At 60.8% G+C, this 25,323-nt stretch carries 17 protein-coding genes, 3 tRNA genes, 1 pseudogene and 1 riboswitch; of the genes and pseudogenes, 17 read left to right on the top strand and 4 right to left on the bottom strand.

Annotated elements, in window-relative coordinates; translation table 11 throughout:
* Positions 1-90 precede the first annotated feature (90 nt).
* Positions 91-1,338: a cytochrome P450 gene (locus tag ASD03_RS00475; protein WP_025426566.1), complete on the bottom strand. Its 1,248-nt coding sequence runs from the start codon at positions 1,336-1,338 to the stop codon at positions 91-93.
* A 257-nt stretch (positions 1,339-1,595) separates the two neighbouring features.
* Here ASD03_RS00475 and ASD03_RS00470 point away from each other — a divergent pair.
* The 9 genes and pseudogenes from ASD03_RS00470 to ASD03_RS00430 all read left to right on the top strand — a co-directional run bounded on the left by ASD03_RS00470 (position 1,596) and on the right by ASD03_RS00430 (position 14,232).
* Positions 1,596-2,108: pseudogene (locus tag ASD03_RS00470) on the top strand (VOC family protein).
* 236 nt (positions 2,109-2,344) lie between these two features.
* Entirely contained in the window at positions 2,345-3,202 is an 858-nt protein-coding gene (locus tag ASD03_RS00465) for an endonuclease/exonuclease/phosphatase family protein (RefSeq protein WP_025426567.1), read from the top strand.
* A gap of 22 nt (positions 3,203-3,224) precedes the next feature.
* Positions 3,225-4,784: a phospholipase D family protein gene (locus ASD03_RS00460; protein WP_025426568.1), complete on the top strand. Its 1,560-nt coding sequence runs from the start codon at positions 3,225-3,227 to the stop codon at positions 4,782-4,784.
* 291 nt (positions 4,785-5,075) lie between these two features.
* Entirely contained in the window at positions 5,076-5,708 is a 633-nt protein-coding gene (clpP, locus tag ASD03_RS00455; RefSeq protein WP_025426569.1) for an ATP-dependent Clp endopeptidase proteolytic subunit ClpP, read from the top strand.
* A gap of 294 nt (positions 5,709-6,002) precedes the next feature.
* On the top strand, positions 6,003-7,280 hold the full coding sequence (gene clpX / locus ASD03_RS00450; protein WP_025426570.1) for an ATP-dependent Clp protease ATP-binding subunit ClpX: 1,278 nt from the start codon (positions 6,003-6,005) through the stop codon (positions 7,278-7,280).
* 378 nt (positions 7,281-7,658) lie between these two features.
* Positions 7,659-10,079: an endopeptidase La gene (gene lon, locus ASD03_RS00445; RefSeq protein WP_025426571.1), complete on the top strand. Its 2,421-nt coding sequence runs from the start codon at positions 7,659-7,661 to the stop codon at positions 10,077-10,079.
* A 222-nt stretch (positions 10,080-10,301) separates the two neighbouring features.
* The gene (gene hupB / locus ASD03_RS00440; RefSeq protein ID WP_025426572.1) at positions 10,302-10,577 is read left to right on the top strand and encodes a DNA-binding protein HupB; all 276 of its coding nucleotides are present in this window, start codon (positions 10,302-10,304) and stop codon (positions 10,575-10,577) included.
* A 122-nt stretch (positions 10,578-10,699) separates the two neighbouring features.
* A riboswitch (FMN riboswitch) is annotated at positions 10,700-10,952 on the top strand.
* Between the two features lie 86 nt (positions 10,953-11,038).
* Positions 11,039-11,938: a DMT family transporter gene (locus ASD03_RS00435; protein WP_057212386.1), complete on the top strand. Its 900-nt coding sequence runs from the start codon at positions 11,039-11,041 to the stop codon at positions 11,936-11,938.
* A gap of 98 nt (positions 11,939-12,036) precedes the next feature.
* The gene (locus tag ASD03_RS00430) at positions 12,037-14,232 is read left to right on the top strand and encodes an esterase-like activity of phytase family protein (protein WP_025426574.1); all 2,196 of its coding nucleotides are present in this window, start codon (positions 12,037-12,039) and stop codon (positions 14,230-14,232) included.
* A 94-nt stretch (positions 14,233-14,326) separates the two neighbouring features.
* Here the strand turns inward: ASD03_RS00430 and ASD03_RS00425 are convergent, their stop codons facing one another.
* Both ASD03_RS00425 and ASD03_RS00420 read right to left on the bottom strand, forming a co-directional pair.
* Positions 14,327-14,800, bottom strand: a complete 474-nt coding sequence (locus ASD03_RS00425; RefSeq protein ID WP_025426575.1) for a MarR family transcriptional regulator — start codon at positions 14,798-14,800, stop codon at positions 14,327-14,329.
* Positions 14,801-14,983: 183 nt separating this feature from the next.
* Positions 14,984-16,822, bottom strand: a complete 1,839-nt coding sequence (locus tag ASD03_RS00420; RefSeq protein WP_025426576.1) for a HAMP domain-containing methyl-accepting chemotaxis protein — start codon at positions 16,820-16,822, stop codon at positions 14,984-14,986.
* Between the two features lie 376 nt (positions 16,823-17,198).
* Between ASD03_RS00420 and ASD03_RS00415 the strand changes: the two genes are divergently transcribed.
* From ASD03_RS00415 to ASD03_RS00405, 3 genes are read left to right on the top strand one after another with little or no spacing between them, the layout of a single operon-like run.
* Positions 17,199-18,476 carry an exonuclease SbcCD subunit D gene (locus ASD03_RS00415; RefSeq protein ID WP_025426577.1) on the top strand — a complete coding sequence of 426 codons (1,278 nt, stop codon included), beginning with the start codon at positions 17,199-17,201 and terminating at the stop codon, positions 18,474-18,476.
* Complete coding sequence (locus tag ASD03_RS00410; protein WP_025426578.1) at positions 18,476-21,937, top strand: AAA family ATPase; 3,462 nt, start codon at positions 18,476-18,478, stop codon at positions 21,935-21,937. Before ASD03_RS00415 ends, ASD03_RS00410 begins: the two co-directional genes overlap by 1 nt.
* Positions 21,938-21,989: 52 nt before the next feature.
* Positions 21,990-22,388 (top strand): cupin domain-containing protein, encoded by a 399-nt coding sequence (locus ASD03_RS00405; protein WP_025426579.1) that lies wholly within the window; start codon positions 21,990-21,992, stop codon positions 22,386-22,388.
* Positions 22,389-22,686: 298 nt separating this feature from the next.
* Here ASD03_RS00405 and ASD03_RS00400 read toward each other — a convergent pair.
* Positions 22,687-22,762: transfer RNA gene (locus tag ASD03_RS00400), tRNA-Val, on the bottom strand.
* A 471-nt stretch (positions 22,763-23,233) separates the two neighbouring features.
* On the opposite strand from ASD03_RS00400, the gene ASD03_RS00395 reads away from it, so the two are divergent.
* The 5 genes from ASD03_RS00395 (at position 23,234) to ASD03_RS00375 (ending at position 25,316) form a co-directional block, all read left to right on the top strand.
* Positions 23,234-23,310: transfer RNA gene (locus ASD03_RS00395), tRNA-Asp, on the top strand.
* Positions 23,311-23,385: 75 nt separating this feature from the next.
* Positions 23,386-23,462: transfer RNA gene (locus ASD03_RS00390), tRNA-Asp, on the top strand.
* A gap of 295 nt (positions 23,463-23,757) precedes the next feature.
* Entirely contained in the window at positions 23,758-24,123 is a 366-nt protein-coding gene (locus ASD03_RS00385) for an NADH-quinone oxidoreductase subunit A (RefSeq protein ID WP_025426580.1), read from the top strand.
* A complete protein-coding gene (locus ASD03_RS00380) occupies positions 24,114-24,692 on the top strand; it encodes an NADH-quinone oxidoreductase subunit B (protein ID WP_025426581.1) in 579 nt (192 codons plus the stop codon). The genes ASD03_RS00385 and ASD03_RS00380 overlap by 10 nt, the downstream gene beginning before the upstream one ends.
* A gap of 18 nt (positions 24,693-24,710) precedes the next feature.
* Entirely contained in the window at positions 24,711-25,316 is a 606-nt protein-coding gene (locus ASD03_RS00375) for an NADH-quinone oxidoreductase subunit C (RefSeq protein ID WP_025426582.1), read from the top strand.
* Positions 25,317-25,323: the final 7 nt, after the last annotated feature.

The raw sequence follows: 25,323 nt of genomic DNA, 5'->3' as shown, positions 1-25,323 counted from the left end.
CAACGCATTCGCCTCTGCAATTGGGATCAAACGGCTTCGGCGGTTGCGTCGAAGCCGTTTGCTTTGCGCAGACCGGGCAGGGGTGTCCCTTCACCAAACGAGATCGAGCCGCTCCAGGCCATGGAAATGGAAACTGTCCTTCACTTCCGGCGGGTGTTTCAGCCGCATCCCGGGCAAGCGCTGGAACAGGATCGGCAGCGACAGCTTGAGTTCGAGCCGGGCGAGCGGCGCTCCGATGCAGAAGTGCAGGCCCGCACCGAACGAGACGTTGACGCCCTCGTCGCGCGCAGGCTTGAAGCGGTCAGGGTCGCTGAACTTCCGCGGATCGACATTGGCGGCACCAAGAAGCAGGCCGATCTTGTCGCCCTTGCGAAGCGCAATCCCTTCGTCGAGTTCGATATCCGACAGCGCATAGCGTTGAAAGATATGCAGCGGTGCGGCAAATCGGAGGCACTCCTCGATCGCAAGATCGGTCGTCGCCTCCGTTGCGAACAGATCTCCCGGCGCGTGGTCCGACTGCAGGATCGTTCTGACCGCGTTGCCGATCTGATGGACGGTCGCCTCGTGGCCGGCGTTGAGAAGCAGGGCGGCCGTCGAAACCAGCTCTGCCTCGGACAATCGCTCTCCATCTTTCTCCGACGTGATCATATGTGTCAGCAGATCGTCGGCCGGCTTGCGGCGCTTCTCGGCGATGATGGTCTTGAGGTAGTCGGCGAAGTCGGCGGAGGCCTGGTTGGCGTCGAACTCGGTCTCGTGGCTCCGATTGAAGACGTACATTCTCACCATGCGATGCGACCAATCGAGCAGGTTTGGCGCGGCGTCGACGGGAATGCCGAGCATCCTGGCGATGATCGTGACCGGGATCGTTTCGGCATAGGTCTTCAGTAGCTCGACTTCGCCGTCCTGCTCGAAACCGTCGATGATCGTATGCGAAAGCCGTTCGATGTCCGGCCGCAACTGTTCGATCTGCCGGGAGACGAAGGCGCGGTTGACGAGGGTGCGAAGCCTGGTGTGGGTCGGCGGTTCGAGCTCCAGTAGCGAATGCTCCTCAAGTGCGTCGAAATCCTTCAGATGCGGCTTCGGTGCCGGCATGCCGAGTTCTTCGCGTGTCGCCACGTGTAGGATCTGCCGGCCAAAACGCCGGTCGCGTAGCAACGCGTTCACCTGGTCGTAGCCCGCGAAATACCATTGTTCGCGCTCGCTCCAGTAAAATGCCGGGCAATGGGCGTGAATTTCCGCGTAAGCCGACAGTGGCGCACGGTAGAAATCCGGGTCGTGCACGTCGATCGAAACGCTTCGCTTGGCGCTGTCGATGATGATGGCGGGCTTGGGCGGCATGATCTGGCTCTTTGCAAGGCGGGTGCGACAGCTATTTCTAAGGGCGACCGGGTTCGCCCCGCAAGAGTACAAGTTGCAGAGCCCTGACCGATCGACAGCGCGACTGAGTGGTTGTCGCAACGGGTCATCGGCTTGCGGTATCAGCGCGTTGACAAGATAGCTCACCGCGAGTCAATGTTCTGACGCTGCGTAGGGCGCATCGGTGCAAGGTCGAAAGGGCAACGCCCACCTACGGTAGATAGACCTTAGTTGCGCCCATGCCGAACCTCGAAAACCTCAAGAAGCAGGCCCGACCTGGATGATCGGGAAATATTGAAGGCAGACTTCAAGCTCGCCGACGCCCAGGAACTGGTCGCATGCAAGCAAAACAAGCAGCACCGCGCCCTGTTCTGCAATCGACTTCGGCACAATTGTTCGTCGCCGATATCAAGGCGTCTTGCGACTTCGTCACCGACAAACTCGGTTTTGCCGTCGACTTCGTCTACGGCGATCCACCCTTCTATGGCCAGGTGAAACGCGACAATGCGCTGCTCGCATTGCGCCTGGTCTGCGAGCCTGTCTTCGTCGGCGACATCAGAGAGCGGGAGCATCTGCTTTCCGCCTCCTTGACCGTCGCCACATCGGATGAGCTCAAGCGCCTGTTCCTCGACTATCAGGCCGCCGGCGTGCGTTTTCACCAAACATTGCGGACCGAGCCTTGGGGTGCGCGGAACTTCATCGTCCTTGATCCCGACGGCAATCTGATCCTCTTTGCCGGTCCGGCGGATTGAAGGTCGCGTTTGCGCAACGGCGGGTGGCCCGGCGGCCGGCCGTCATTCTCCAGCCCTCAAAAATGCGGGAAACAGTCTACCTGTGCCTTGAGGTCTGAGCGGCGCCGATGACTGTGGAGCAGTTCGAAAAAGCGCCACTGCCGCCATTTCGAACGGAACAAGTTTTGGTCTGGAGCCTTTTTCAGTGGCGTCCGGCGACCTATTTGCGCATGATGCGGCAGCAAGCAGGGAGCGGCATGGCAAAAAACCAGACCAGTCTATCGGCGGGCATCGTAGCGGCAATCCGCAAGCGGCGACCCACCGTCGTCAGCCGTGAGGCGGCGGTCAACCGCGGTGATATCGTCATCGCTTCCTACAACATCCACAAATGTGTCGGCACCGATGGCCGCTTTGATCCGGGCCGCACGGCCCAAGTGATCGGCGAACTCGGCGCCGATATCGTCGCCCTTCAGGAAGCCGACCAGCGGTTCGGTGAGCGGGCAGGGCTCCTCGATCTGGAACATCTGCGGCGCGAAGCGCATCTCGTATCCGTTCCGATCTCGGGCTTCTCCACCAAGGGGCATGGCTGGCACGGCAATGTGCTGCTTCTGCGTGAAGGTGCGGTTTCCGACGTACAGCAACTGAAACTTCCGGGTGTCGAGCCGCGCGGAGCGCTCGTTGTCGATCTTGACCTCAGGATGGGGCCGCTGCGCGTGATCGCCGCCCATCTCGGATTGCTTCGTCATTCCCGCGCGCAACAGGCCGAGGCGATCATCGAGGCGGCCTCCGATGCGGGCGGGCGACCCACGCTTTTGATCGGCGACCTCAACGAGTGGCGCATGGGCAAACGGTCGTCGCTGTCCTTCCTTAGCCCCGTCTTCGACCCCTCGCATGCGACCGTCGCGAGCTTTCCCTCTCGCTTTCCGCTGTTGCCGCTCGATCGCGTTCTCGGCAACCCGCACAGCCTGGTGACATCGGTCGCAGTGCACGATTCTCCTCTGGCCCGCATCGCTTCCGATCATTTGCCGGTCAAGGCATCGATCGATCTGAAGGTCGGCAAGCGGGAAGACCATAACAACGAACGGATTGAAGTGAGCCGGGCCGGATCGGCCTGAGACACTTTCTGGCGGGCAGGTGATGTTGTCCTTTGTCATTGTTGCCGTTGTCGCCATCGGCGGCGCGTTCGGTGCGGCGATTTTCTATGTCTATGGCCGCTTCGGTCGGCGTCCCCATGGAGACCCGTCTGCTGCACTCCCTGTCGCTGACGCCGATACCGAACTCGATCGGGCCATAGGCCCGCTGCTTCGCACCCGTTCCGGAAAGAACGGCATATCGCTGGTCTCTGACAACATCGAAGCTTTCGTCGTCAGGGCGCATGCGGCTCGCAGGGCCGGCCGCGGCCTCGACCTGCAATACTACTACTGGAAGGATGACTTGACCGGTCTCTTGCTCACGCGTGAAATCCTGACGGCTGCCGACCGCGGCGTCCACGTCCGCCTGCTGCTCGATGATATCAACGCCGGCATCCACGACCGGATGTGCATCGCGCTTGATGCCCACGAGAACATTGAGGTCCGGCTCTTCAATCCAAGCCGTGCCCGCACCGATCGTATCCGCCGGGGTTTCGAGATGGCCATCCGCGCTTTCAGCGCCACACGCCGCATGCACAACAAGCTGTGGGTTTCCGATGCGCGCCTGGCCATCGCCGGCGGGCGCAATATCGGCGATGCCTATTTCGACGCGGCCGAGCTTTCAAACTTTCGTGACCTCGATCTCTGGATGATCGGGCCGGTGGTCGATCAGGCAACGGCAATGTTCGATCGCTATTGGAACAGCACGTCCGTGCTGCCGATCGCCAAACTGCGCACCCCCCGCAAGCAATATCTGCCGGCGCTGAGGGAGGCGCTCGATGCCCATGCGCGCACGCCTGCCGCCCGTTTCTATCTGGAGCGCGTGACTGACGCGATGGCCGAAGAGACGTTCTATAGCGGCTCGAGAAGGCTGTACTGGATCGACAACGTTCGCCTTGAGGCCGACCCGCCCGAGAAGGCGCTGATGCAAAAGCGGCAGAACTGGCTGCTGCGCGAACTCTTCCCGCTGATCCAGGCGGCAAAGAACGATCTGCGCATCATTTCGCCCTATTTCATTCCCGGCACGGCCGGGACGCGCGAACTGACGGCGCTTGTGAAAAAGGGCATCCGCGTCGCGGTGCTGACAAATTCACTGGCTGCGACCGACGTCGCGGCCGTTCATGGTGGCTATGTGAAGTACCGTCGAAACCTCGTTCGCGCCGGTGTCGAGCTTTTCGAACTGAAAGAGCAGGGCGATACGGTCGAGAGTCATCGTATGTCGCTGTTTGGCCGGCGCAATGCGAGCCTGCACAGCAAGGCCTTTGTGGTCGATGGTCTGAACGGCTTCGTCGGTTCGATGAATTTCGACCCGCGGTCGGCATCGCTGAACACCGAAATGGGCGTTGTGTTTGTGGATGCAGCACTTGCCGGCGAACTCGCCACGATGTTTGAGGACGAGACGGCCCCGTCCGTCAGTTATCGGCTAAGCCTTGAAGGTGCGCGGCTCGTCTGGCGTGACCGAACCAACGGGACCGAGCGGCGGCTGCGGCGCGAGCCCGACGCCAGCCTGCTGAGGCGCGTTATCGCCGGGATCATCCGTATCCTGCCGATCGAATCGCAGCTTTGAGGTCCGCCGTGGCGCGCGCGCCGTTTACCGTCCGTTTACCCAGCGGTGGCGAATGCTGTGCGGAAAGCGCAAAAGCCAGGGCGTTGGCAAAGGCGGCGGCGAAAAAATGTTCTATCAGCAATCACGTGTGGAGGACCGCTGTTCTTAGGCTGGAAGGGCGCCGCCGATTAAGGTTATCGGAGGTTGGCGACTTGAAGTGAAGGGTGTTGACACTCTATGTAGGGGCAGAAGGCTAATCCTGTGATTCCCGGTTCGCAAAGGCATTGCGGGCCCGATTGATGAAGGTTCGATATGAGAAATCCAGTTGATACCGCCATGGCGCTGGTGCCGATGGTTGTGGAGCAGACCAACCGCGGCGAACGTTCCTACGATATCTTTTCGCGCCTTCTGAAAGAGCGCATCATCTTCCTGACCGGTCCGGTCGAAGATCAGATGGCAACGCTCGTCTGCGCCCAGCTTCTTTTCCTCGAGGCAGAAAACCCGAAGAAGGAAATCGCTCTCTACATCAATTCGCCGGGTGGCGTCGTTACCGCCGGTATGGCGATCTACGACACCATGCAGTTTATCAAGCCGGCGGTTTCGACGCTGTGCATCGGTCAGGCCGCCTCGATGGGTTCGCTCCTGCTGGCTGCCGGCCACAAGGACATGCGTTTCGCCACCCCGAACTCGCGCATCATGGTGCATCAGCCGTCCGGTGGCTTCCAGGGCCAGGCCTCTGATATCGAGCGTCACGCCAAGGACATCCTCAAGATGAAGCGGCGCCTGAACGAGGTTTACGTCAAGCATTGCGGCCGGACCTACGAAGAGGTTGAACAGACGCTCGATCGCGACCATTTCATGAGTTCCGACGAAGCGCTCGACTGGGGTCTGATCGACAAGGTCATCACGTCGCGCGAAGCGATCGAGGCTGCAGAGCAGGCGTGATAACGCGCTTTTGTGTCACGATAGATGCAATTGTGACACAATTGTAATGGTGAAAGGGCTTTATCGAGGGGGTAAAGCCGCTAAGATGACCCCTTAATGTTCTATTGAGCTGTGAAGACATAGGGTTCAGAGTTAGGTGGGAGAGTCGTTGCGGCCGAATCTTGGGCAAAATGCCCTGATACGGTGAGTACTCCCGGAAGCCCTCTTAATGCGGCGCAGGTCTTTGCGCGGGGCGAATTGAGTGGTCCGTGATATCTTTTCCGAAGATGTCCGGCGTGCTGGAAGGAAATGGAAATGAGCAAGGTCAGCGGTAGCAACGGCGGTGACTCGAAGAATACGCTTTATTGTTCGTTTTGCGGCAAGAGCCAGCACGAAGTCCGCAAACTGATTGCCGGACCGACGGTCTTCATCTGCGATGAATGCGTCGAGCTCTGCATGGACATCATTCGCGAAGAGAACAAGACCTCGATGGTCAAGTCCCGCGATGGCGTTCCGACCCCCCAGGAAATCATCAAGGTCCTCGACGAGTACGTCATCGGCCAGCAGCAGGCGAAGCGCATTCTTTCGGTCGCCGTGCACAACCACTACAAGCGTCTGGCCCATGCGGCCAAGGGCAGCGATGTGGAGCTGGCGAAGTCGAACATCATGCTCGTCGGCCCGACCGGTTGCGGCAAGACCTATCTCGCACAGACGCTTGCACGCATCATCGACGTGCCCTTCACGATGGCCGATGCGACGACGCTGACGGAAGCCGGCTATGTCGGTGAAGACGTCGAAAACATCATCCTGAAGCTGCTGCAGGCTGCCGACTACAATGTCGAGCGCGCCCAGCGCGGCATCGTCTACATTGACGAAGTCGACAAGATCTCGCGCAAATCCGACAACCCGTCGATCACCCGTGACGTTTCCGGTGAGGGCGTGCAGCAGGCGCTCTTGAAGATCATGGAAGGCACTGTTGCTTCGGTGCCGCCTCAGGGTGGCCGCAAGCATCCTCAGCAGGAATTCCTGCAGGTGGATACCACCAATATCCTGTTCATCTGCGGCGGCGCCTTCGCCGGCCTCGATAAGATCATCTCCGCCCGTGGCGAGAAGACGTCGATCGGTTTCGGCGCGACGGTTCGCTCGCCGGAAGATCGCCGCGTCGGCGAAGTTCTGCGCGAACTCGAGCCGGAAGATCTGGTTAAGTTCGGCCTGATCCCGGAATTCATCGGCCGTCTGCCGGTTCTGGCAACGCTCGAAGACCTCGATGAGGACGCGCTGATCCAGATCCTGTCCGAGCCGAAGAACGCTCTGATCAAGCAGTACCAGCGGCTGTTCGAGATGGAGGACGTCGAACTGACCTTCCACGAGGACGCGCTGCGCGAGATCGCCCGTCGCGCCATCGTGCGCAAGACCGGCGCCCGTGGCCTGCGCTCGATCATGGAAAAGATCCTGCTCGACACGATGTTCGAGCTGCCGACGCTCGAAGGCGTTCGCGAAGTCGTGATCTCCGACGAGGTGGTGAAGGGTGCGGCGCGGCCGCTCTACATCTATTCCGAGCGCTCGGAAGAGAAGGCGAACGTTTCGGCCTGATCGCAGGCCCACAGATCGGACCTGAAAAAGCCCGCCTCGTGCGGGCTTTTTCATGGCCCTGCACTTAGTTGTTGAGATGGCTTGCGCGGGGGACGATTTAACAATTCGGTTGTTGCTAAAGTGTCTTAACAACGCAATGATGTGACGATTCAGTAGAGGGCCTCGGCCGTTGCATATCCTTGAAGCCTCGTTTTCCGTCGCAAGGTACGCAACAGCAATAAAGCGTAGTCAGAAGGACCCGGCCACTGATGGTGGATGTTGCGGCGAGCCTTGAAAAGGACTCTCTAGCACTCCACTTTCATGTGGAAAATATGACAACCGGGAGTGCCGCTGTGGCTCCCGGGAACGGGCCCGAAATCGGGACGGAAAGGAAATGACATGACGAGCAAAACGTCTCCGGCGACTGAAAGCGCGACCTATCCGGTCTTGCCGCTTCGCGACATTGTAGTCTTCCCGCACATGATCGTGCCGCTCTTTGTCGGCCGTGAAAAGTCCATCCGTGCGCTTGAAGAAGTCATGGGGACCGACAAGCAGATCATGCTTGCCACCCAGATCAACGCGACGGACGACGATCCGGAAGCCTCGGCGATCTACCAGGTGGGCACGATTGCCAATGTCCTGCAGCTCCTGAAGCTGCCCGACGGCACCGTCAAGGTGCTGGTCGAAGGGCGCACGCGCGCCAAGATCGACAGCTACACGCCGCGCGAAGAATTCTACGAAGCGTCCGCACAGGCGCTCGACGAGCCGGAAGAAGATCCGGTCGAGATCGAGGCGCTCAGCCGCTCGGTCGTCTCCGAATTCGAAAGCTACGTGAAACTCAACAAGAAGATTTCTCCGGAAGTCGTCGGCGTCGCGAGCCAGATCGAAGATTATTCGAAGCTTGCCGACACCGTCGCATCGCATCTATCGATCAAGATCGTCGAAAAGCAGGAAATGCTGGAAACCACCAGCGTGAAGATGCGCCTGGAAAAGGCGCTCGGCTTCATGGAAGGTGAGATCTCCGTCCTGCAGGTGGAAAAGCGTATCCGTTCGCGCGTCAAGCGCCAGATGGAGAAGACCCAACGCGAGTACTACCTCAACGAACAGATGAAGGCGATCCAGAAGGAACTCGGCGACGGTGAAGACGGCCGCGACGAGATGGCCGAAATCGAAGAGCGCATCGCCAAGACCAAGCTTTCCAAGGAAGCGCGCGAAAAGGCCGACGCCGAGCTGAAGAAGCTGCGCCAGATGAGCCCGATGTCGGCGGAAGCAACCGTCGTGCGCAACTATCTGGATTGGCTGCTTGGCATGCCGTGGGGCAAGAAGTCCAAGATCAAGACCGATCTGAACCATGCCGAGGAAGTGCTCAACGTCGATCACTTCGGCCTCGACAAGGTCAAGGAGCGCATCGTCGAATATCTCGCCGTCCAGGCCCGTTCGACGAAGATCAAAGGCCCGATCCTGTGCCTCGTCGGCCCTCCGGGCGTCGGCAAGACTTCGCTTGCCAAGTCGATCGCCAAGGCGACCGGCCGCGAATACGTGCGCATGGCGCTGGGTGGCGTTCGTGACGAAGCCGAAATCCGCGGTCACCGCCGCACCTACATTGGCTCGATGCCCGGCAAGGTCGTCCAGTCGATGAAGAAGGCGAAGAAGTCCAACCCGCTCTTCCTGTTCGACGAGATCGACAAGATGGGCCAGGACTTCCGTGGCGACCCGTCCTCGGCTCTGCTGGAGGTGCTGGATCCAGAACAGAACTCGACCTTCATGGATCACTACCTTGAAGTCGAATACGATCTGTCCAACGTGATGTTCATCACCACGGCGAACACGCTGAACATTCCGGCGCCGCTGATGGACCGCATGGAAGTGATCCGTATTGCCGGCTACACCGAAGAGGAAAAGCTGGAAATCGCCAAGCGGCACCTGCTGCCGAAGGCGATCCGCGATCACGCGCTGCAGCCGAAAGAGTTTTCGGTCACCGACGGTGCGCTGATGGCGATCATCCAGACCTACACACGCGAAGCCGGCGTTCGTAACTTCGAGCGCGAACTGATGAAGCTCGCCCGCAAGGCGGTAACCGAGATCATCAAGGGCAAGGCCAAGGCAGTGGCAGTCACTGCCGGCAACATCCAGGACTACCTTGGCGTACCGCGTTATCGTCACGGCGAAGCCGAACGCGACGATCAGGTCGGTGTGGTCACAGGTCTTGCCTGGACCGAGGTCGGCGGCGAACTGCTGACGATCGAAGGCGTCATGATGCCCGGCAAGGGCCGCATGACCGTCACCGGCAACCTGCGCGACGTGATGAAGGAATCGATTTCGGCGGCGGCATCCTATGTCCGCTCGCGGGCGATCGACTTCGGCATTGAGCCGCCGCTGTTCGACAAGCGCGACATCCACGTGCACTTGCCGGAAGGCGCGACGCCCAAGGATGGCCCGTCGGCCGGTGTTGCCATGGCAACAGCGATCGTCTCTGTCATGACCGGTATTCCGATCTCCAAGGACGTGGCGATGACGGGTGAGATCACCCTTCGCGGCCGCGTGCTGCCGATCGGAGGACTGAAGGAAAAACTGCTGGCGGCCGTTCGCGGCGGCATCAAGAAGGTGCTGATCCCCGAGGAAAACGCCAAGGATCTCGCCGAGATCCCGGACAACGTGAAGAACGTGCTGGAGATCATCCCCGTTTCGCGGATGGGTGAAGTGCTCGAGCACGCTCTGGTCCGCGTCCCGGAGCCGATCGAATGGGACCCGGCAAATGAGCCGGCAACCGTCGCCGCGGTTGATTCGCAGGACGAAGCGGGCGCTTCCATCGCCCACTGATTGACAGGACCGGGCGGGTGCAATTGTGTTCCCGTCAGGCCCATTTGGCAGAAAAACAAGGAAGACCGGCCTCTGGCCGGTCTTTTTTGTTGTAAAAGCATGCTGCAAGCCTTGCATTCCAAGGGATTAGGCGCAATTGGGAATGGCAAGACGCGGGCGATGCGCAAGCCGCCGCGGCTTAAAAACACAGTCGTTTCGAACCATTTTGAAAGGGGTGGAAACATGAACAAAAATGAGCTCGTGTCTGCCGTTGCTGAGAAGGCCGGACTTTCCAAGACCGACGCATCTTCCGCAGTTGATGCAGTTTTCGAGACCATCCAGGCTGAACTTAAGGACGGTGGCGACATTCGCCTCGTCGGTTTCGGCAACTTCTCCGTTTCGCGTCGCGAAGCCTCCAAGGGCCGCAACCCGTCCACGGGCGCAGAAGTTGACATCCCGGCACGCAACGTTCCGAAGTTCACGGCCGGCAAGGGCCTGAAGGATGCCGTTAACGGCTGATAGGTTTGCTTGACGGCCGGATACGAGGCCGGCCGTCCAAGTCTTGAAGGGTTCGGTTCACGCCGGACCCTTTTGCGTTTCGGCTGCCCTTGCAGCAGCGCGGTCTTTGGTCTACGGCTCAGCCCTGTTCTCAGGGCGGGGTGAAACTCCCCACCGGCGGTAAGGGCTCAGCGCCGCGCGTCAAATATGACGCGCAACGGACGCTGTGACACTTGAAAGCTGCTGCATAATTTTCTCCTTAAATCGGATTGGATTTAAGGAATTATGCAGCAGGCCCAAGCCCGCGAGCACTTCAGGCGCTGTCGTGTCGGAAGGTTAGCAGATCCGGTGCGATTCCGGAGCCGACGGTCACAGTCCGGATGAAAGAGAATGATCGTGGGTGCGACGGGCGGGCGGTCCGTCGTCGCATCCTGCGCTCATGTGTCCTGATTTGTGTAGGTCCCTGTTTGCGGATGAAGGACATGAGCGAGACGACCCAAGCACTTTTCACCTCCCGTGCCATGGCCGGTGCGGCCTGGATGATACTGGCCGGCGTCGCCTTTGCTCTCCTGAATGTCGTCACGCAATGGATGACGATGCAACTCGGCTTTTCCGCCACCTCGACTGCCTTCTGGCAATATGCATTTGCACTCGTCTTCTCCCTGCCGTTCCTGTTTCGCGCCGGCCTGTCGGCCATGCGCACCGATTACCCCTGGCGTCACGTCATTCGCGTTGCCTTTGCGGCGCTCGGCGTAGGGGCCTGGGTTTCGGGCCTGGCTTCTGTTCCGATCTGGCAGGCGATCGCGCTGGTGATGACATCGCCATTTTTCATCATTCTTGGTGCGCGGCTCTTCCTGGGCGAACGCGTTGGTCCGGCACGCTGGGCAGCGGCGGCAGTCGGCTTTGCCGGCGCCACGATCATCCTGCAGCCCTGGTCGGAAAGCTTCACCTGGGCAGCGCTGCTGCCGGTTTTCTCGGCGCTGCTCTGGGGGGCGGCGTCGCTGATCACCAAGAGCCTGACAGGCATCGAGCGCCCTGAGACGATAACGGTCTGGTTGCTCGTGCTTCTGACGCCGATCAATGGTGTGCTGGCGCTGTCGGCAGGGTTTGTCGTGCCGAGTGGAACTATCCTTGCGCTATTGGTGCTGGCGGGGCTTTTGACCGTGGTGGCACAGTATCTGTTGACGCTTGCCTATACCGTCGCAGACGCAGCGTATGTGCAGCCTTTCGACGATCTCAAGCTACCGCTCAACGTTCTCGCCGGCTGGCTCGTCTTCGGTTATGCGCCGAGCGGCTATCTGTGGCTGGGGGCGGTCCTGATCCTCGGCGCCTCGCTTTTCATCATGCGCAACGAGATGAAACGCGAGCGCGCGACCGCGTAAGACAACGCTGCACAACAAAGGCGCGGGACTGTCATGCGCCTGTCATCGCCATCCCGCAGAACCCCCTTGTTTTGAATATTCGACATGGGGGATTTTTCATGACCATTTCATCATGCAGAACGGCACTTGCCGCCATACTTCTTGCGTCCGTTGCCTTTCCGGCTGCCGCCGAACCGGTGTTCAATCGTATTGCGTCCTTCGCCGTTGCCGACAATCTGCCGGAGGGCGATGCCCGCAAGGACGCGACATCCGCGGAAATCATTACCGCCACCGAAGACGGCAATACGCTGATCTATTCCGATAGCCCGGGCAAGCGCATCGGCCTTATCGATATCACCGACGCCAAGGCGCCGAAGGCGGCCGGTATCGTGTCGTTCGATGGCGAGCCGACCTCGGTAACCGTCGCCGGTACCAAGGCCCTGATCGCGGTCAACACACGCGAAAGCTTCACCAAGCCTTCCGGCTTTCTCGCTACCGTCGACGTTGCCTCGAAGAAGGTCGAGTCGACCTGCGATCTCGGCGGCCAGCCGGACTCCGTCGCGGTCAACAAGGACCGGACCATTGCTGCGATCGCGATCGAGAATGAGCGCGATGAAGAGGTCAACGACGGCAAGATCCCGCAGATGCCTGCCGGCGACCTGGTGATCCTGTCTCTGAAGGATGGTGGTGCCGATTGCGCGACGATCAAGCACGTGACCCTCACCGGTCTTGCCGAGGTTGCAGGCGACGACCCGGAGCCGGAATTCGTGTCCTTCAACGGCAAGGACGAGATTGCGCTGACGCTGCAGGAGAACAACCACATCGTCATCATCGACGGCAAGTCGGCGACGGTAAAGACGCATTTCTCCGCTGGCGCGGTCGACCTTAGGGACATCGACGCCAAGCGTGACGGCGCTATCGCCTTCATGGACGAGCAACCGGGCCGCAAGCGCGAGCCTGACGCCGTCAAGTGGCTCGACGACAATCGCATCGTCGTCGCCAACGAAGGTGACTATGAGGGCGGTTCGCGCGGCTTCACCATCTTCGATACGGCCGGTAAGGTCCTGTTCGAATCGGGTGCGAGTTTCGAACACGAGATCGCTTCGATCGGCCACTATCCCGAGAAGCGCTCGTCGGCCAAGGGCGTCGAGCCGGAAGGCCTCGAGGCTGCCAAGTTCGGCGAAGACAATCTGTTCTTCGTGCTTACCGAACGTGCATCCGTCGTCGGCGTTTACAAGGACACCGGCGCCGAGCCGGAACTGCTGCAATTGCTGCCGTCGGGCATCTCGCCGGAGGGTGCCGTCGCGATCCCGTCGCGCAATCTGCTTGCGACCGCCAACGAGGTCGATCTCGGCGAAGACGGCGGCGCTCGCTCGCATGTGATGATCTACGAGCGTGGCGAAGGTGAAGCCGCCTATCCGCAGATCCGTTCGGCGGACAAGGATGGTCTGCCGGTGGGCTTCGGAGCCTTGTCGGGCCTCGCAGCCGTTGCCGACAAGCCGGGCTTCCTGCGCGCAGTCAACGATTCGGTTTATGCATCGCAGCCGACCATCTTCACCATCGATGCGACGCAGAAGCCGGCGTTGATCACCGAGACGCTTCGGATCACCCGCGATGGCGCCCCGGCACAGAAGCTCGACATCGAAGGCATCGCCAATGATGGGGAAGGGGGCTTCTGGCTCGCTTCGGAAGGCAACGCCGACAAGCTCTACAGCCACGCGCTGCTGCGTGTGAACAAGAAGGGCGAGATCAAGAAGGAGATCGCCCTGCCCGAAACTCTGCGTGCAGGCGAGAGCCGCTTCGGCTTCGAGGGTGTAACGGTTGTCGGCGAAGGCGACGATCAGGTTCTCTGGATGGCCGTCCAGCGCGAATGGAAGGACGACGAGAAGGGCTTCGTCAAGCTCGTCTCCTACAAGCCGTCGAGCGAGGAATGGGGTGCTGTGCGTTATCCGCTCGAGAAGGCGGATGGCGGCTGGGTCGGCCTGTCGGAAATCTCCGTCCACGGCGACTATGCCTATATCATCGAGCGAGACAACCTGATCGGCCAGGCAGCCAAGCTGAAGAAGCTCTACCGTGTCGCCCTTGCCGACCTGAAGCCGGCAGCCCTTGGCGGCGAGCTTCCTGTCGTCAAGAAGGAAGAGGTTCGCGACCTCCTTCCCGATCTGAGGGCCCTGAAGGGTTACGTCGTCGACAAGGTCGAAGGCTTCACCGTCGATGCCGCCGGCAACGGCTATGTCGTCACCGACAATGACGGCGTCGACGATTCCTCCGGCGAGACACTGTTCTTCTCCATCGGTGCCATCGACGCGATGTAATCGTCGGGCCAGGAGAAAAACGAAAGAGGCCGGGACATGACGTCCCGGCCTCTTTCTGTTTCGGCTATCTGTAAAGGCTGGGGGAAGGGCGGGCCTAGCGAGCGACCGCAATCTGTGCTGCTTCGGCCTCATCCTTGCGCTTGCGAATTTCGTCGGTCTTGTCGACGAGTTTGCCGACGATATCGAAGAGCTGACCGAGCTCCTTGTCGTCGAGCGCGGAGAAGATCTCCTCGATCAGCTGTTTGCGCGGGTGTTCGGCTGCCTCCAGGATCACGCGTCCCGTGTCGGTGATCGAGACGATCTTGGCGCGGCGATCCTCGGGATCGGGTTTGCGCATCACCAATCGGTCGCGCTCGAGGCCGTCGATCGCTTCGGTGACGGTGCGCGGCGCAAAGTTCAGCGCGCAGGCGATATCCGTCGAGCGACAGGGGCCGAGCTTGCTCAGGAAGAACAGGAATTTGCTCCGCGCCAGCGAAACGCCTTCCTCCGTCATCGACTCGTTCACGAGCCGGTGGACGCGGTGATAAAGCTCAAACAGTCTGTCGGAAACTTCGAATGTCTTCTTCATGATCATCGTTGGAAAATTGTGAGGTGCCATGTCAAATGGCAGCAACATTATTGATAGTTACAATTGCTACATTTGTCGACTAAAACCTCTGCAATTTCACGGTAACGACCTCCGCAAGCAAGAAACGGCCTCCGTTTCCGGAGGCCGTTTCACTTGTAGTGCCAAGAATTTCACCCGTTCGGACTATGCTGCCCGGCGCGATGAGCCGGTCCAAGGCGCGTAACCGTGGCCCGAATCCTGGGCCAATGTGAAGCGAGCGATCAGTTCGCGAAGACGGCCGGCCTCCTGTGCCAGCGTCGCGCTTGCGGCGTTCGCCTCTTCGACCATTGCGGCGTTCTGCTGGGTCACCTGGTCCATCTGGTTGACGGCGGTGTTGACCTCGGAAAGCCCGGCGGACTGTTCCTGTGCCGAAACGGCGATCGCGTCCATGTGCTGGTTGATCGTGACGATAAAGCCTTCGATCGTGCGCAGAGCCTCGCCGGTTTCACGCACGAGTTTGACGCCGCTCTGCACTTCCACCGCTGAATTGCGGATCAGGTCCTTGATCTCCTTGGCGGCATTGGCCGAACGCTGTGCGAGTTCGCGCACTTCCTGGGCGACGACGGCAAATCCCTTGCCGGCATCACCGGCGCGCGCTGCTTCCACGCCGGCATTCAGCGCCAGCAGGTTGGTCTGGAAGGCGATTTCGTCGATGACGCCGATGATGTTGGAGATTTGGCTCGACGAATGCTCGATGCGGCCCATGGCGTCGATTGCGCCGGAGACGATGGCGCCGGACTTGTGGGCGCTTTCGTTTGCCTGGCTGGCAATGGCGCGGGCTTCGTTGGTGCGCTTGGACGAGCTGCCGACATTGACCGTGATCTGGTCGAGGGCGGCTGCCGTTTCTTCCAGCGACGCGGCCTGCTGTTCGGTGCGACGTGACAGATCGTCGGCGCTCTGGCTGACTTCGCGTGCACCGCTGTCGATGCTGCCCGAGCTGGAGGAGACGGCAGCCAGTGTATCGGCCAGCTGGGCAACGGCCTGGTTGAGGTCGTGACGCAGCTGTTCGAAATCCGGTGCGAAAGGTTCGTTGAGCTGGAAGGCGAGATCGCCGGCCGCCAGGCGGCGAAGACCGGTTGCAAGGCCGGCTGTCGCTTCCTGCAGACGGAGCTGTGCGGCCGCCTCGGCCTCTTCGGTCACGCGGTGACGCTCGGCCTCTGCCTGCGAACGCTGGACCTTGGCATCTTCCTCGAGCTGAAGATTGGAGATGGCCGCCTCGCGGAAGACCTCGACGGCGCGCGCCATCTCGCCGATCTCGTCCTTGCGCACGCCATAGGGAATGGCGGTGGCCGTATCGCCATTTGCGAGACCTGCCATCGAGCGGGTGATGATCTGGATTGGACGGGCAATGCCGCGGATTGCGTAGAAAATAGCGCCGAGGACGATGAGAGCCGCAACCGCGATGACAGCCATTTCGATCATACGGATCTGGTCGTGCGTGGTGGAGCTGTCAGCAACGGCAGCGTCGGCGCCGGCCAGATTGAGCGCGCGCATTTCCTTGATCGCCTGGTCGACCTGCTGTTCCCTCTCGCGCATCTCGACCTTGAACACGCTTTGCGCCTTCATATTCTCGAGATTGTTGGAGAGCTTGACCATGCCGGCGGAAACCGAGAGGTAGGCCTCATAGGCGCTCTTGACCTTTTCAAGTGCTGCCTTGTCGGCGTCGTTGACCATCAGGGCGGCGTATTCGTCCGAAAGCTTGTTGAAGCCATCTACGGTTTCGCCGATGACCTTCTCGGCCGCCTTCTTCTCGAAGGGGGTCAGCGAGATCAGGTGCCGGGCAAACGACATGCGTGTGTCCGAAAGCTGGGTTTCCAGTGCGCGCGAGAGCGAGACACGCGGCAGCCACGTGGTGGCAATCTCGTTGTTGCGCTCGTTCATCATCTTGATGCCGCCAAGCGAGGCGACGGCCAGAACGGTGACGATGAGGCCAACCATCAGGAAAAGGGCAATAAGGGTGTGTGATATCTTTAGGCGCGACATGAATAACTCCGGAGGAACGGCGTCCGTAAAAGCTTGTGCATGAATAAGTCGTTCCGGCTCTTGATCGTCATGACGGAGCGGATGCCGAAGCAGGGAGTCATTCCTGTGCTTGGCCGCACGCAAAATGCAGCCGAGCGGAACCTAGCCAACAAGTTCTTACAAAAGCGCTAATCGATTAAAGTGAGTATAATCTGATATTTGCACATAGGGGCGCGCGCTTTTGCGGCAGAACGTTTCAAGTCGAAACTCCAGTCATTACGTATGAGCGCTGGCTTTACTTAACTGCCCTGAAATAACGGCGAGTGACGGGCGCATCCGCGTGGATGACGGTGTCCGGCGCATTGACGGGTGCTGCTCCCACGGGCCATGGTCGGCCATGTCCTTCCGCTTCGTTCACACCGCCGATCTTCATCTTGATTCCCCGCTGCGCAGCCTTGCGCTTCGAAATGCCGAGCTCGCCGACATCGTGCGCGGTGCGACCAGGCAAGCGCTTGTGAGGATCGTCGATCTTTGCCTTGCCGAAGAGGTCGATGCCTTGCTGATCGCCGGCGACCTTTATGATGGCAGCCAGACCTCGATGAACACCGCGCTGTTTCTCGCTGGCGAACTGCGCCGGCTCGACGAGGCCGGCATCCGGGTCTTCATCATCCGCGGCAATCACGATGCCCAATCGCAAGTGACGAACGAGCTGACGCTCTCGCCATCGACACACGTCTTCAAGGGCCGCGGCAAGGCAGTCCTCGCAAAGACGCTGGAGAGCGGCCGCGATGTCTATATCCATGGTGTGAGCTTTGCGAACCCCCATGCGTCGGAAAGCTTGCTGCCGTCCTTTCAGTCACCGGTCGCCGACGCGATCAATATCGGCATGTTGCACACGAGCCTCGCCGGCGCTGCCGGCCATGACCTCTATGCTCCCTGCAGCGTGGCGGATCTCCAGGCGCACGGCTTCGACTATTGGGCGCTCGGCCATGTCCATCAGCGTCAGGTCCATGCCAGCGAACCTTTCGTCGTCATGCCGGGCATGCCGCAGGGGCGCGACATCAACGAAGCCGGCAGCAAGGGCGTGACGTTGGTGACGGTGACCGACGAAGGGCGGGTTTCGATCGAGGAGCGGGCAATCGGCCTTGCCACCTTCGAGCGGATCAGCCTTGACCTCACCGGCGTTTCCGAGTGGGGCGATATGCTTGATACGGTCGGGAACGCTTTCTTGCAGTCGCGCGAGACGACCGCTGCCGACAATGTGATCTTCCGCCTGACACTGACTGGCGCGACGCCGCTTTCCTGGCGCATGCGCCGTGATGGCGATCTGCTCCGGGCCGAGATCGACAATGTGGCTGCGGGCAACGGCGGCTGCTGGGTCGAGAAAATCGAGCTCGATTGCCGCAGTCCTGGTGCAGAGGCGGGGGCGGTTATGGCTGATCCGGTCGACGAACTGGCGGCCCTTGTCGGCAGCGATGTCCTGCCGGCCCACGGTTTCCGTCAGGAAGTGCGCTCTGCGGTCGAGGAATTGCTGCAGCAGTTGCCGCCGGACCTGCGCCAGGTTCTGGCGCCGGATGAGGCGGCGGTCGAAAGACTGGCGTTCGATGCCGGTGTCTCCGGTGCTGCGGAGGTGCTCGCACACCTTCATGGCAATGCAGGCGAGGGTTCACGCTGATGCGGCTGCGCGAACTCGACCTGGTGCGGTACGGCAAGTTTACCGAGCGGCGCCTCGACTTCGGTCCGGCGATATCAGGTAGGCCAGACCTGCATATCGTTTACGGCCCGAACGAGGCCGGCAAGTCGACGCTGTTTTCGGGCTTCCTCGACCTGCTCTTCGGCATCGAGCATTACAGCTCCTACGGCTTTCTGCACGCCTATCAGACGATGCGGGTTGGCGGCACGATCGAGGCGGCCGGCCGCACCCATCAGGCCTTCCGGATAAAGCGCAAGACCAACACGCTGGTCGGTGCCGACGATCAGCCGTTGCCGGACAATCTGTTTTCCGCCGCGCTCGGCTCGATCGACCGCGCGACCTACCGCATGATGTTCTCGCTCGACGACGACAGTATCGAGCAGGGAGGGGAGGCGATCCTGAAGAGCGAGGGCGAACTCGGCTCCCTGCTCTTTTCCGCCAGTTCAGGTCTGCCGGACAGCGCTGCGATCCTGTCTATCCTGCGCGCCGAGGCGGATGCCTTCTATCGACCCCAGGCACGCAAGCATCAGCTTTCCGAGCTGAAGGCCGAACTCGATGCGTTGAAAGTCGAGCGCAACGGGCTGGACGTCAATGCGCGTGAATATGCATCGCTGCGCAAGACGCTTCTTGCCGCCCGCGAGCGCCACGACGCGGCCATGGCGCGGCGCGTCGAACTGCGAGTGGAGCGCGATCGCCTGCGAGCGCAGATCGATGCCTTGCCGCTCTTCCGGCGCCTGTGTGGCTTGCGCATTGATCTGGCAAAGGCGCCGGCCTTGCCGCCAGCGCCGGCCGAGTGGGCCGCAGAACTGCCCGCACTGCGACGGCGCGACATCGAAATTGCGACCAGGTTGCGTCAACTCGCGGACGAAAGTCGCCGTCGGCAGGAAGAGCTGGAGGTCCTGCCGCATGACAAGGCGGCCCTCATCCTGGTGGAACGTTTGAACGCGCTGCAGGAGACGGCGCTCGATGCGCGTTACGTCACAGCCGCGCGCGACATGCCCGCACGGATCGACGAACTGTCGCGGACAAATATCGAAATTTCTGCCTGCCTCGTTAGGCTCGGCGAGCGCGGCGACCAGGATCCGGCATCGCTGCTGTTGCCGACGGCCACAGGCGCTCGCCTGCAGGAACTCTCACGGCGGCATTCCGCGTTGCAGGAGCGTGCGGCATCGGCTCGACAGGAGGCGGATGGGGCAAAACGGATGGAGCGGGAGGCGACAGACGAGCTGGCGCGGCTGCAGGCCGAACGCAGCTCGGCCATCGATCCGAGCGCGTTTGTCGAGCGCTTGCGGCGTGTTCGGCAGGATGATTGCTCCCTGCGCCTGCAGGCCACCCGACAAGTGCTCGAACGCCTGGATGCAGAGCTTGCCGACAAGCTGGCGGCTTTGAAACCCTATTCAGGCAGCGCCGATGATCTGCTTGGCCTGACTGTGCCCGCTGCCGGCACGATCGAGACCTGGCGACGCGACACGGCGGCGCAGGACCAAAGGCGCCTGCGCCTTGCCGACCGCGTCGCGAGCGAAACTGAACAACTGGCCGGAGAGGAAGCTCGCCTCGCGGCCCTGATTGCTTCGGGCGGCGCCCTTGACGACCGGGCGTCCATCGAGATTCGCCAGCAGCGACAACACGCCTGGGAGCGGCACAAGGTCCGGTTGGATGCGACGACTGCGGAAATCTTTGAGGACGCGTTGGGTCGCGACGACGATGCGACGGCATTGCGGCTCGCCGAGGCAGCAAAGGTCGCGGATATGCGCTCGCTCGCTTTGTCGATCGCCGAGCGCCGGGCGCGTCTTGATGAGCTTGGGCGACAACAATGCTCGCTCGCCGAGGAGGCGTCTGCACTTGCACAGGCGGTCAAAGCAACAGCCTCTGCAAGCGGTTTACCTGACGTCACGCAGTTGACGCAGCTGGAAGCCTGGCTCGTGTCCCGGCTCGCGGCGCTCGATGTCCGCACACAACAGCGTTCTACGCGGCTGGAGCTCGATCGCGCCCAGGCCGACGAGAATGACGCGCGCGATGTTCTGAAGGATTCACTTGCCGAGATCGGTGTGACCGAGCGTTTGCCGCAACGGCTCGACGATCTCATGGCCTTTGCCGAGAATGCTGTCGGGCAGGCCCAGGCGGCTTTTTCTGCCGGCAAGGCGGCGCGCGAGGCGGTCCGACGTTCCAGTGACGCGCTGGAGCAGCGTAAGTCGATCTTGGCGCAAGCCGAGGACGCCCTGTGCTCCTGGCGGGAGCAATGGGACGATCTGCTCTCAACCACCTGGCTTGCCGGTCGGCCGGAACAGCTGCTGCCGGATCAAATCGCCCCCATGCTCGCGGTCTTGCAGGATCTCGACAAGCTGGTGCAGCGCAAGGCCGATCTCGATCACCGCGTCGCCGGCATGCGCAAGGATCAAGTGGCTTTTGAAGCGGCGATCGCAAATCTTGCCGGTGTGCCCGACACCGGAGATACGCTTGCGATTTTCGCCGCCATGAAGGCGCGTGCCGCAGAGGCTGAAAAGCAGGAGGATCGGCGCGCTACGCTGTTGACGGAGCTTGCCCGCCTTGAGGAGGAGAAACGCAGCGTTGCTGCCGAGCAGGATCTTCACATTGCCCGCAAACGTCTGGTCCTCGACTTCTTCGACTGCGAGACATTGGATGAAGCCGGCTTGCGGCTCGACGCTTCCCGCGAGCAGGAACGGCTGCGCCAGCGCATTGCCGAATCGGAGGCCGACCTTGCGCAGCGCCTTGGTGTCGCCCGCAGCGAAGACGCCGAGGCGTTGCTGGCTGCGCTTGACGACGAAGCGGTGCGGCTGGAACTGGCTCGCGTCGAGGCGCTGCTTGAAGAGAGCGACCGTGATGTAAGTGAATTGCACGCCGACATGCGGACGAAGGAAGGGGCGCTCGCCAATATCGCCGGCGACGACGCTGTCGCAGCACTCGATCAGCGTCGCCGCACGCTGCTTCTGGAGATCGAGGCCAAGGCGCTCGGCTATCTCAAGCTGAGAGCCGGCCTGATCGCCGCCGAGCAGGCACTCCGGCTCTTTCGCGAGCGCCATCGCAGCGCCATGATGCGGCGCGCCTCGGAAACCTTCAGCCGCATCAGCGGTGGAGAATATTCCAGCCTGTCGGCGCAGGCCGACAAGGGTCAGGAATTCCTGATTGCCAACGCCGCAACTGGCGGGTCCAAGCTGGCGCGCGATCTTTCCAAGGGGACGCGCTTTCAGCTTTATCTGTCGCTCAGGATCGCCGGCTATCACGAGGTCGCCGCGGCGCGCGAAACCTTGCCCTTCATCGCAGACGACATCATGGAGACGTTTGACGACGGCCGCGCCGGTCGCGCCTTCGAGCTGATGGCGGATATGGCCCGCGTCGGGCAGGTGATCTACCTGACGCACCACGAGCATCTTTGCGATATTGCCCGAACGGCGTGCCCGGAAGTGACTATCCACAGGTTATGATGCCGACATGCCGTCGGCGAATGATCGTGACGGAAACCCGGAGGAACGGCAGATGGAAATCATACCCAGCGGATCGCGAGCGTCGACACGACCCTCGGCCGACTACTTCACCGGGACAGTCAGGCAGGATCCCGTCATCGAGGCAGCAGAGCCGGCCCGTGTGCGCGCCGTCAACGTGACCTTCGAGCCCGGCGCGCGGACCGCATGGCATACGCATCCGCTTGGGCAGACGCTGGTGGTGACATCGGGCAGAGGCCTGGCGCAGGTCTGGGGCGAGCCGGTGCGTGAGATTCGTACGGGAGACGTGGTCTGGTTTCCGCCAGGCGAAAAACATTGGCACGGTGCCGCGCCTGACACGGCCATGGTTCACCTCGCCATCCAGGAAGCGCTCGACGGCAAGGCGGTCGACTGGCTGGAGCATGTCACCGACGAACAGTATCGCGGCAGCTAGCTGATTCTTTTGCTCGTCTGCTGCTTTGCGATTCGTGACGAATCTGTCGCCAGCGCGTTCACAGCGCACGTGGCGTAAGGATCGCTTTCAACAAATTCGGTTGCATCGCGCGAAAGGCGCAGGTCGCTCTATCGTCGAAGCCTGTGCGGGCGTTTGCCTTGGGTCACGGTACCGACAGCTCGATCTGATGAACGCCTGAACACAGGAAGCGCAGAATTTTGGCCACGGACAGTTCGACAGTGAAAACATGAACGCAAATGCGCTTGTTGAGTCGGCGGTGGAAGTTCCAAGGAAAAAATGGTGGGCGATGAGAGACTCGAACTCCCGACATCCTCGGTGTAAACGAGGCGCTCTACCAACTGAGCTAATCGCCCTTCAGCGTTCGGACCGGATGTGTCCGCCGCGTCGGTGGCCGTGATCTAGGCGTAACCGAAAAAAACCGCAAGAGCATTTCCGTCGTTCTTTTGATTTTTTTTGCACGAGGCGACAAAAGTGCAGGAGTTGCCGGGTTTTCACATTGTGGAAAAAAGCGGAGAGCGGCGACTGTGGAAAAAGGTGATTGGCCACGCGACGACTTTCATCCGAATCCATCAGTCGCTGGCATGTATCTGTGCATTGTCTTTCCTCACGCCAGAGCCGGCTGCTGCGCAAAGGGCAGGGGCCCTCTCTCTTAAGGGGAGGTCGAGGGCGGCTTTGACATTGCCTGTGGATCAAAATTGGCTCCGTTATGGATTTGTCTCCAAACACGCTTGACACCCAAATGCGAACCGCTTAGTTAGCCGCTCATCGAACGGGCAAGCCCGCTCGGTGCCGGGGCGGAAACGCTCCAGCCACTTCAAGATGATGCGGGTGTAGCTCAGTCGGTTAGAGTGCCGGCCTGTCACGCCGGAGGTCGCGGGTTCGAGCCCCGTCACTCGCGCCATTCTTGACATGGTTTGACTTGAGGCATTCTCACGAAGCGCCGATGGTGGTAATACTGACCCCTTGGGTCATATGCGCGGGTGTAGCTCAGTCGGTTAGAGTGCCGGCCTGTCACGCCGGAGGTCGCGGGTTCGAGCCCCGTCACTCGCGCCATTTACCTCTTGATTCCTCCGATACAACGTCACTGCAAATTCTGTTTTTTGCAGTGCGGCAATCTGTCCTTCTGGCGTCGCTTTTACCGTAAAGTCTGCCCGTGCCTGCAAATCAGCGCTTTGCCGCGACACGTCGTCCAATCCTGTGCCGCGAACCGGTTTAAATGGCCCTCGAAGGCTTGCGCGCAAGCGCGGGCTGCGCTAACCACTCTGGCGTTGCAACATATTTTTCGGCCTGCGAGATTTGTTGTTTGGCGCTCTCCCATGCGCCCTCCCGCAGGCAGGGACGGATAACAATGACTGAACTTCTCGGTTCCTATGTTCCGATCGCGATTTTCATTGGAATCGCACTTGTGATCGGCGTGGCACTTTTGATTGCCCCCTTCGCCGTCGCGTTCAAGGCGCCTGATTCGGAAAAGCTGTCGGCCTACGAATGCGGTTTCAATGCGTTCGACGACGCTCGAATGAAGTTCGACATTCGTTTCTATCTTGTGTCGATCCTCTTCATCATCTTCGACTTGGAAGTCGCCTTCCTCTTTCCGTGGGCCGTCTCGTTCCACCAGCTGGGCTGGTTCGGATTCTGGTCCATGATGGTCTTCCTCAGTGTGCTGACGATCGGCTTTATCTATGAATGGAAGAAGGGAGCGCTGGAATGGAACTAGCATCCGGCACCACGCTCGTTGCGCCCAAGCCGAAGGGGATCATCGATCCCTCGACCGGCAAGCCGATCGGCAGCAATGATGCATTCTTCGGCGAGATCAACAATGAGCTCGCCGACAAGGGTTTTCTGGTTACGTCGACCGACGAGCTCATCAATTGGGCGCGCACTGGTTCGCTGATGTGGATGACCTTCGGTCTTGCCTGCTGCGCCGTCGAGATGATGCAGATGTCGATGCCGCGTTACGACGCCGAGCGCTTCGGCTTCGCGCCGCGCGCTTCACCGCGCCAGTCCGATGTGATGATCGTCGCCGGCACCCTGACCAACAAGATGGCGCCAGCGCTCCGCAAGGTCTACGACCAGATGCCGGAGCCGCGTTACGTGATCTCGATGGGCTCGTGTGCCAATGGCGGCGGCTACTATCACTATTCCTATTCCGTCGTGCGTGGCTGCGACCGTGTCGTGCCCGTTGATATCTATGTGCCAGGCTGTCCTCCCACAGCAGAAGCGCTGCTTTACGGCGTGCTTTTGCTGCAGAAGAAGATCCGCCGGACCGGCACGATCGAACGCTAAGGGTAGGGGGTCCTTAACATGAGTGAAGCCCTGAACGAGCTTGCCTCCTATCTGCGCGAGACGCGCAGCCAGCTGATTTCGGATGCCGCCATCAACTACGGCGAACTGACGCTGACGACGACGGCTGCAAACCTGATCGAGCTCTTGACGTTCCTGCGCGACGACGTGCAGTGCGCCTTCATCAACTTCGTCGATGTTTGCGGTGTCGACTGGCCTCAGCGGCCGGACCGTTTCGATGTCGTCTACCACCTGCTGTCGCCACGCCAGAATTTCCGCGTGCGCATCAAGGTTGCGACCGGTGAAGGCGAGCCTGTGCCGTCGGCCACCAGCGTCTTTCCGGGCGCCGACTGGTTCGAACGCGAAGCCTACGACATGTATGGCATTCTGTTTACCGGCCATCCGGACCTGCGTCGCATCCTGACGGACTACGGTTTCGAAGGGCATCCGCTGCGCAAGGACTTCCCGGTCACCGGGTTTGTCGAGGTTCGCTATGATGACGAAGCCAAGCGCGTCATCTATGAGCCCGTTGAACTGAAGCAGGAATTCCGTAACTTCGACTTCCTCTCCCCGTGGGAAGGGACGGAATACGTCCTGCCCGGCGACGAGAAGGCGAAAGCACGGTGAGACTAAG

Origin of the sequence: Ensifer sp. Root127 (assembly GCF_001425225.1) — a bacterium.
GTDB lineage: Bacteria > Pseudomonadota > Alphaproteobacteria > Rhizobiales > Rhizobiaceae > Ensifer > Ensifer canadensis.
Note: the sequence above shows the minus strand (reverse complement) of the source record. Positions and strands in the feature narration are given on the sequence as shown.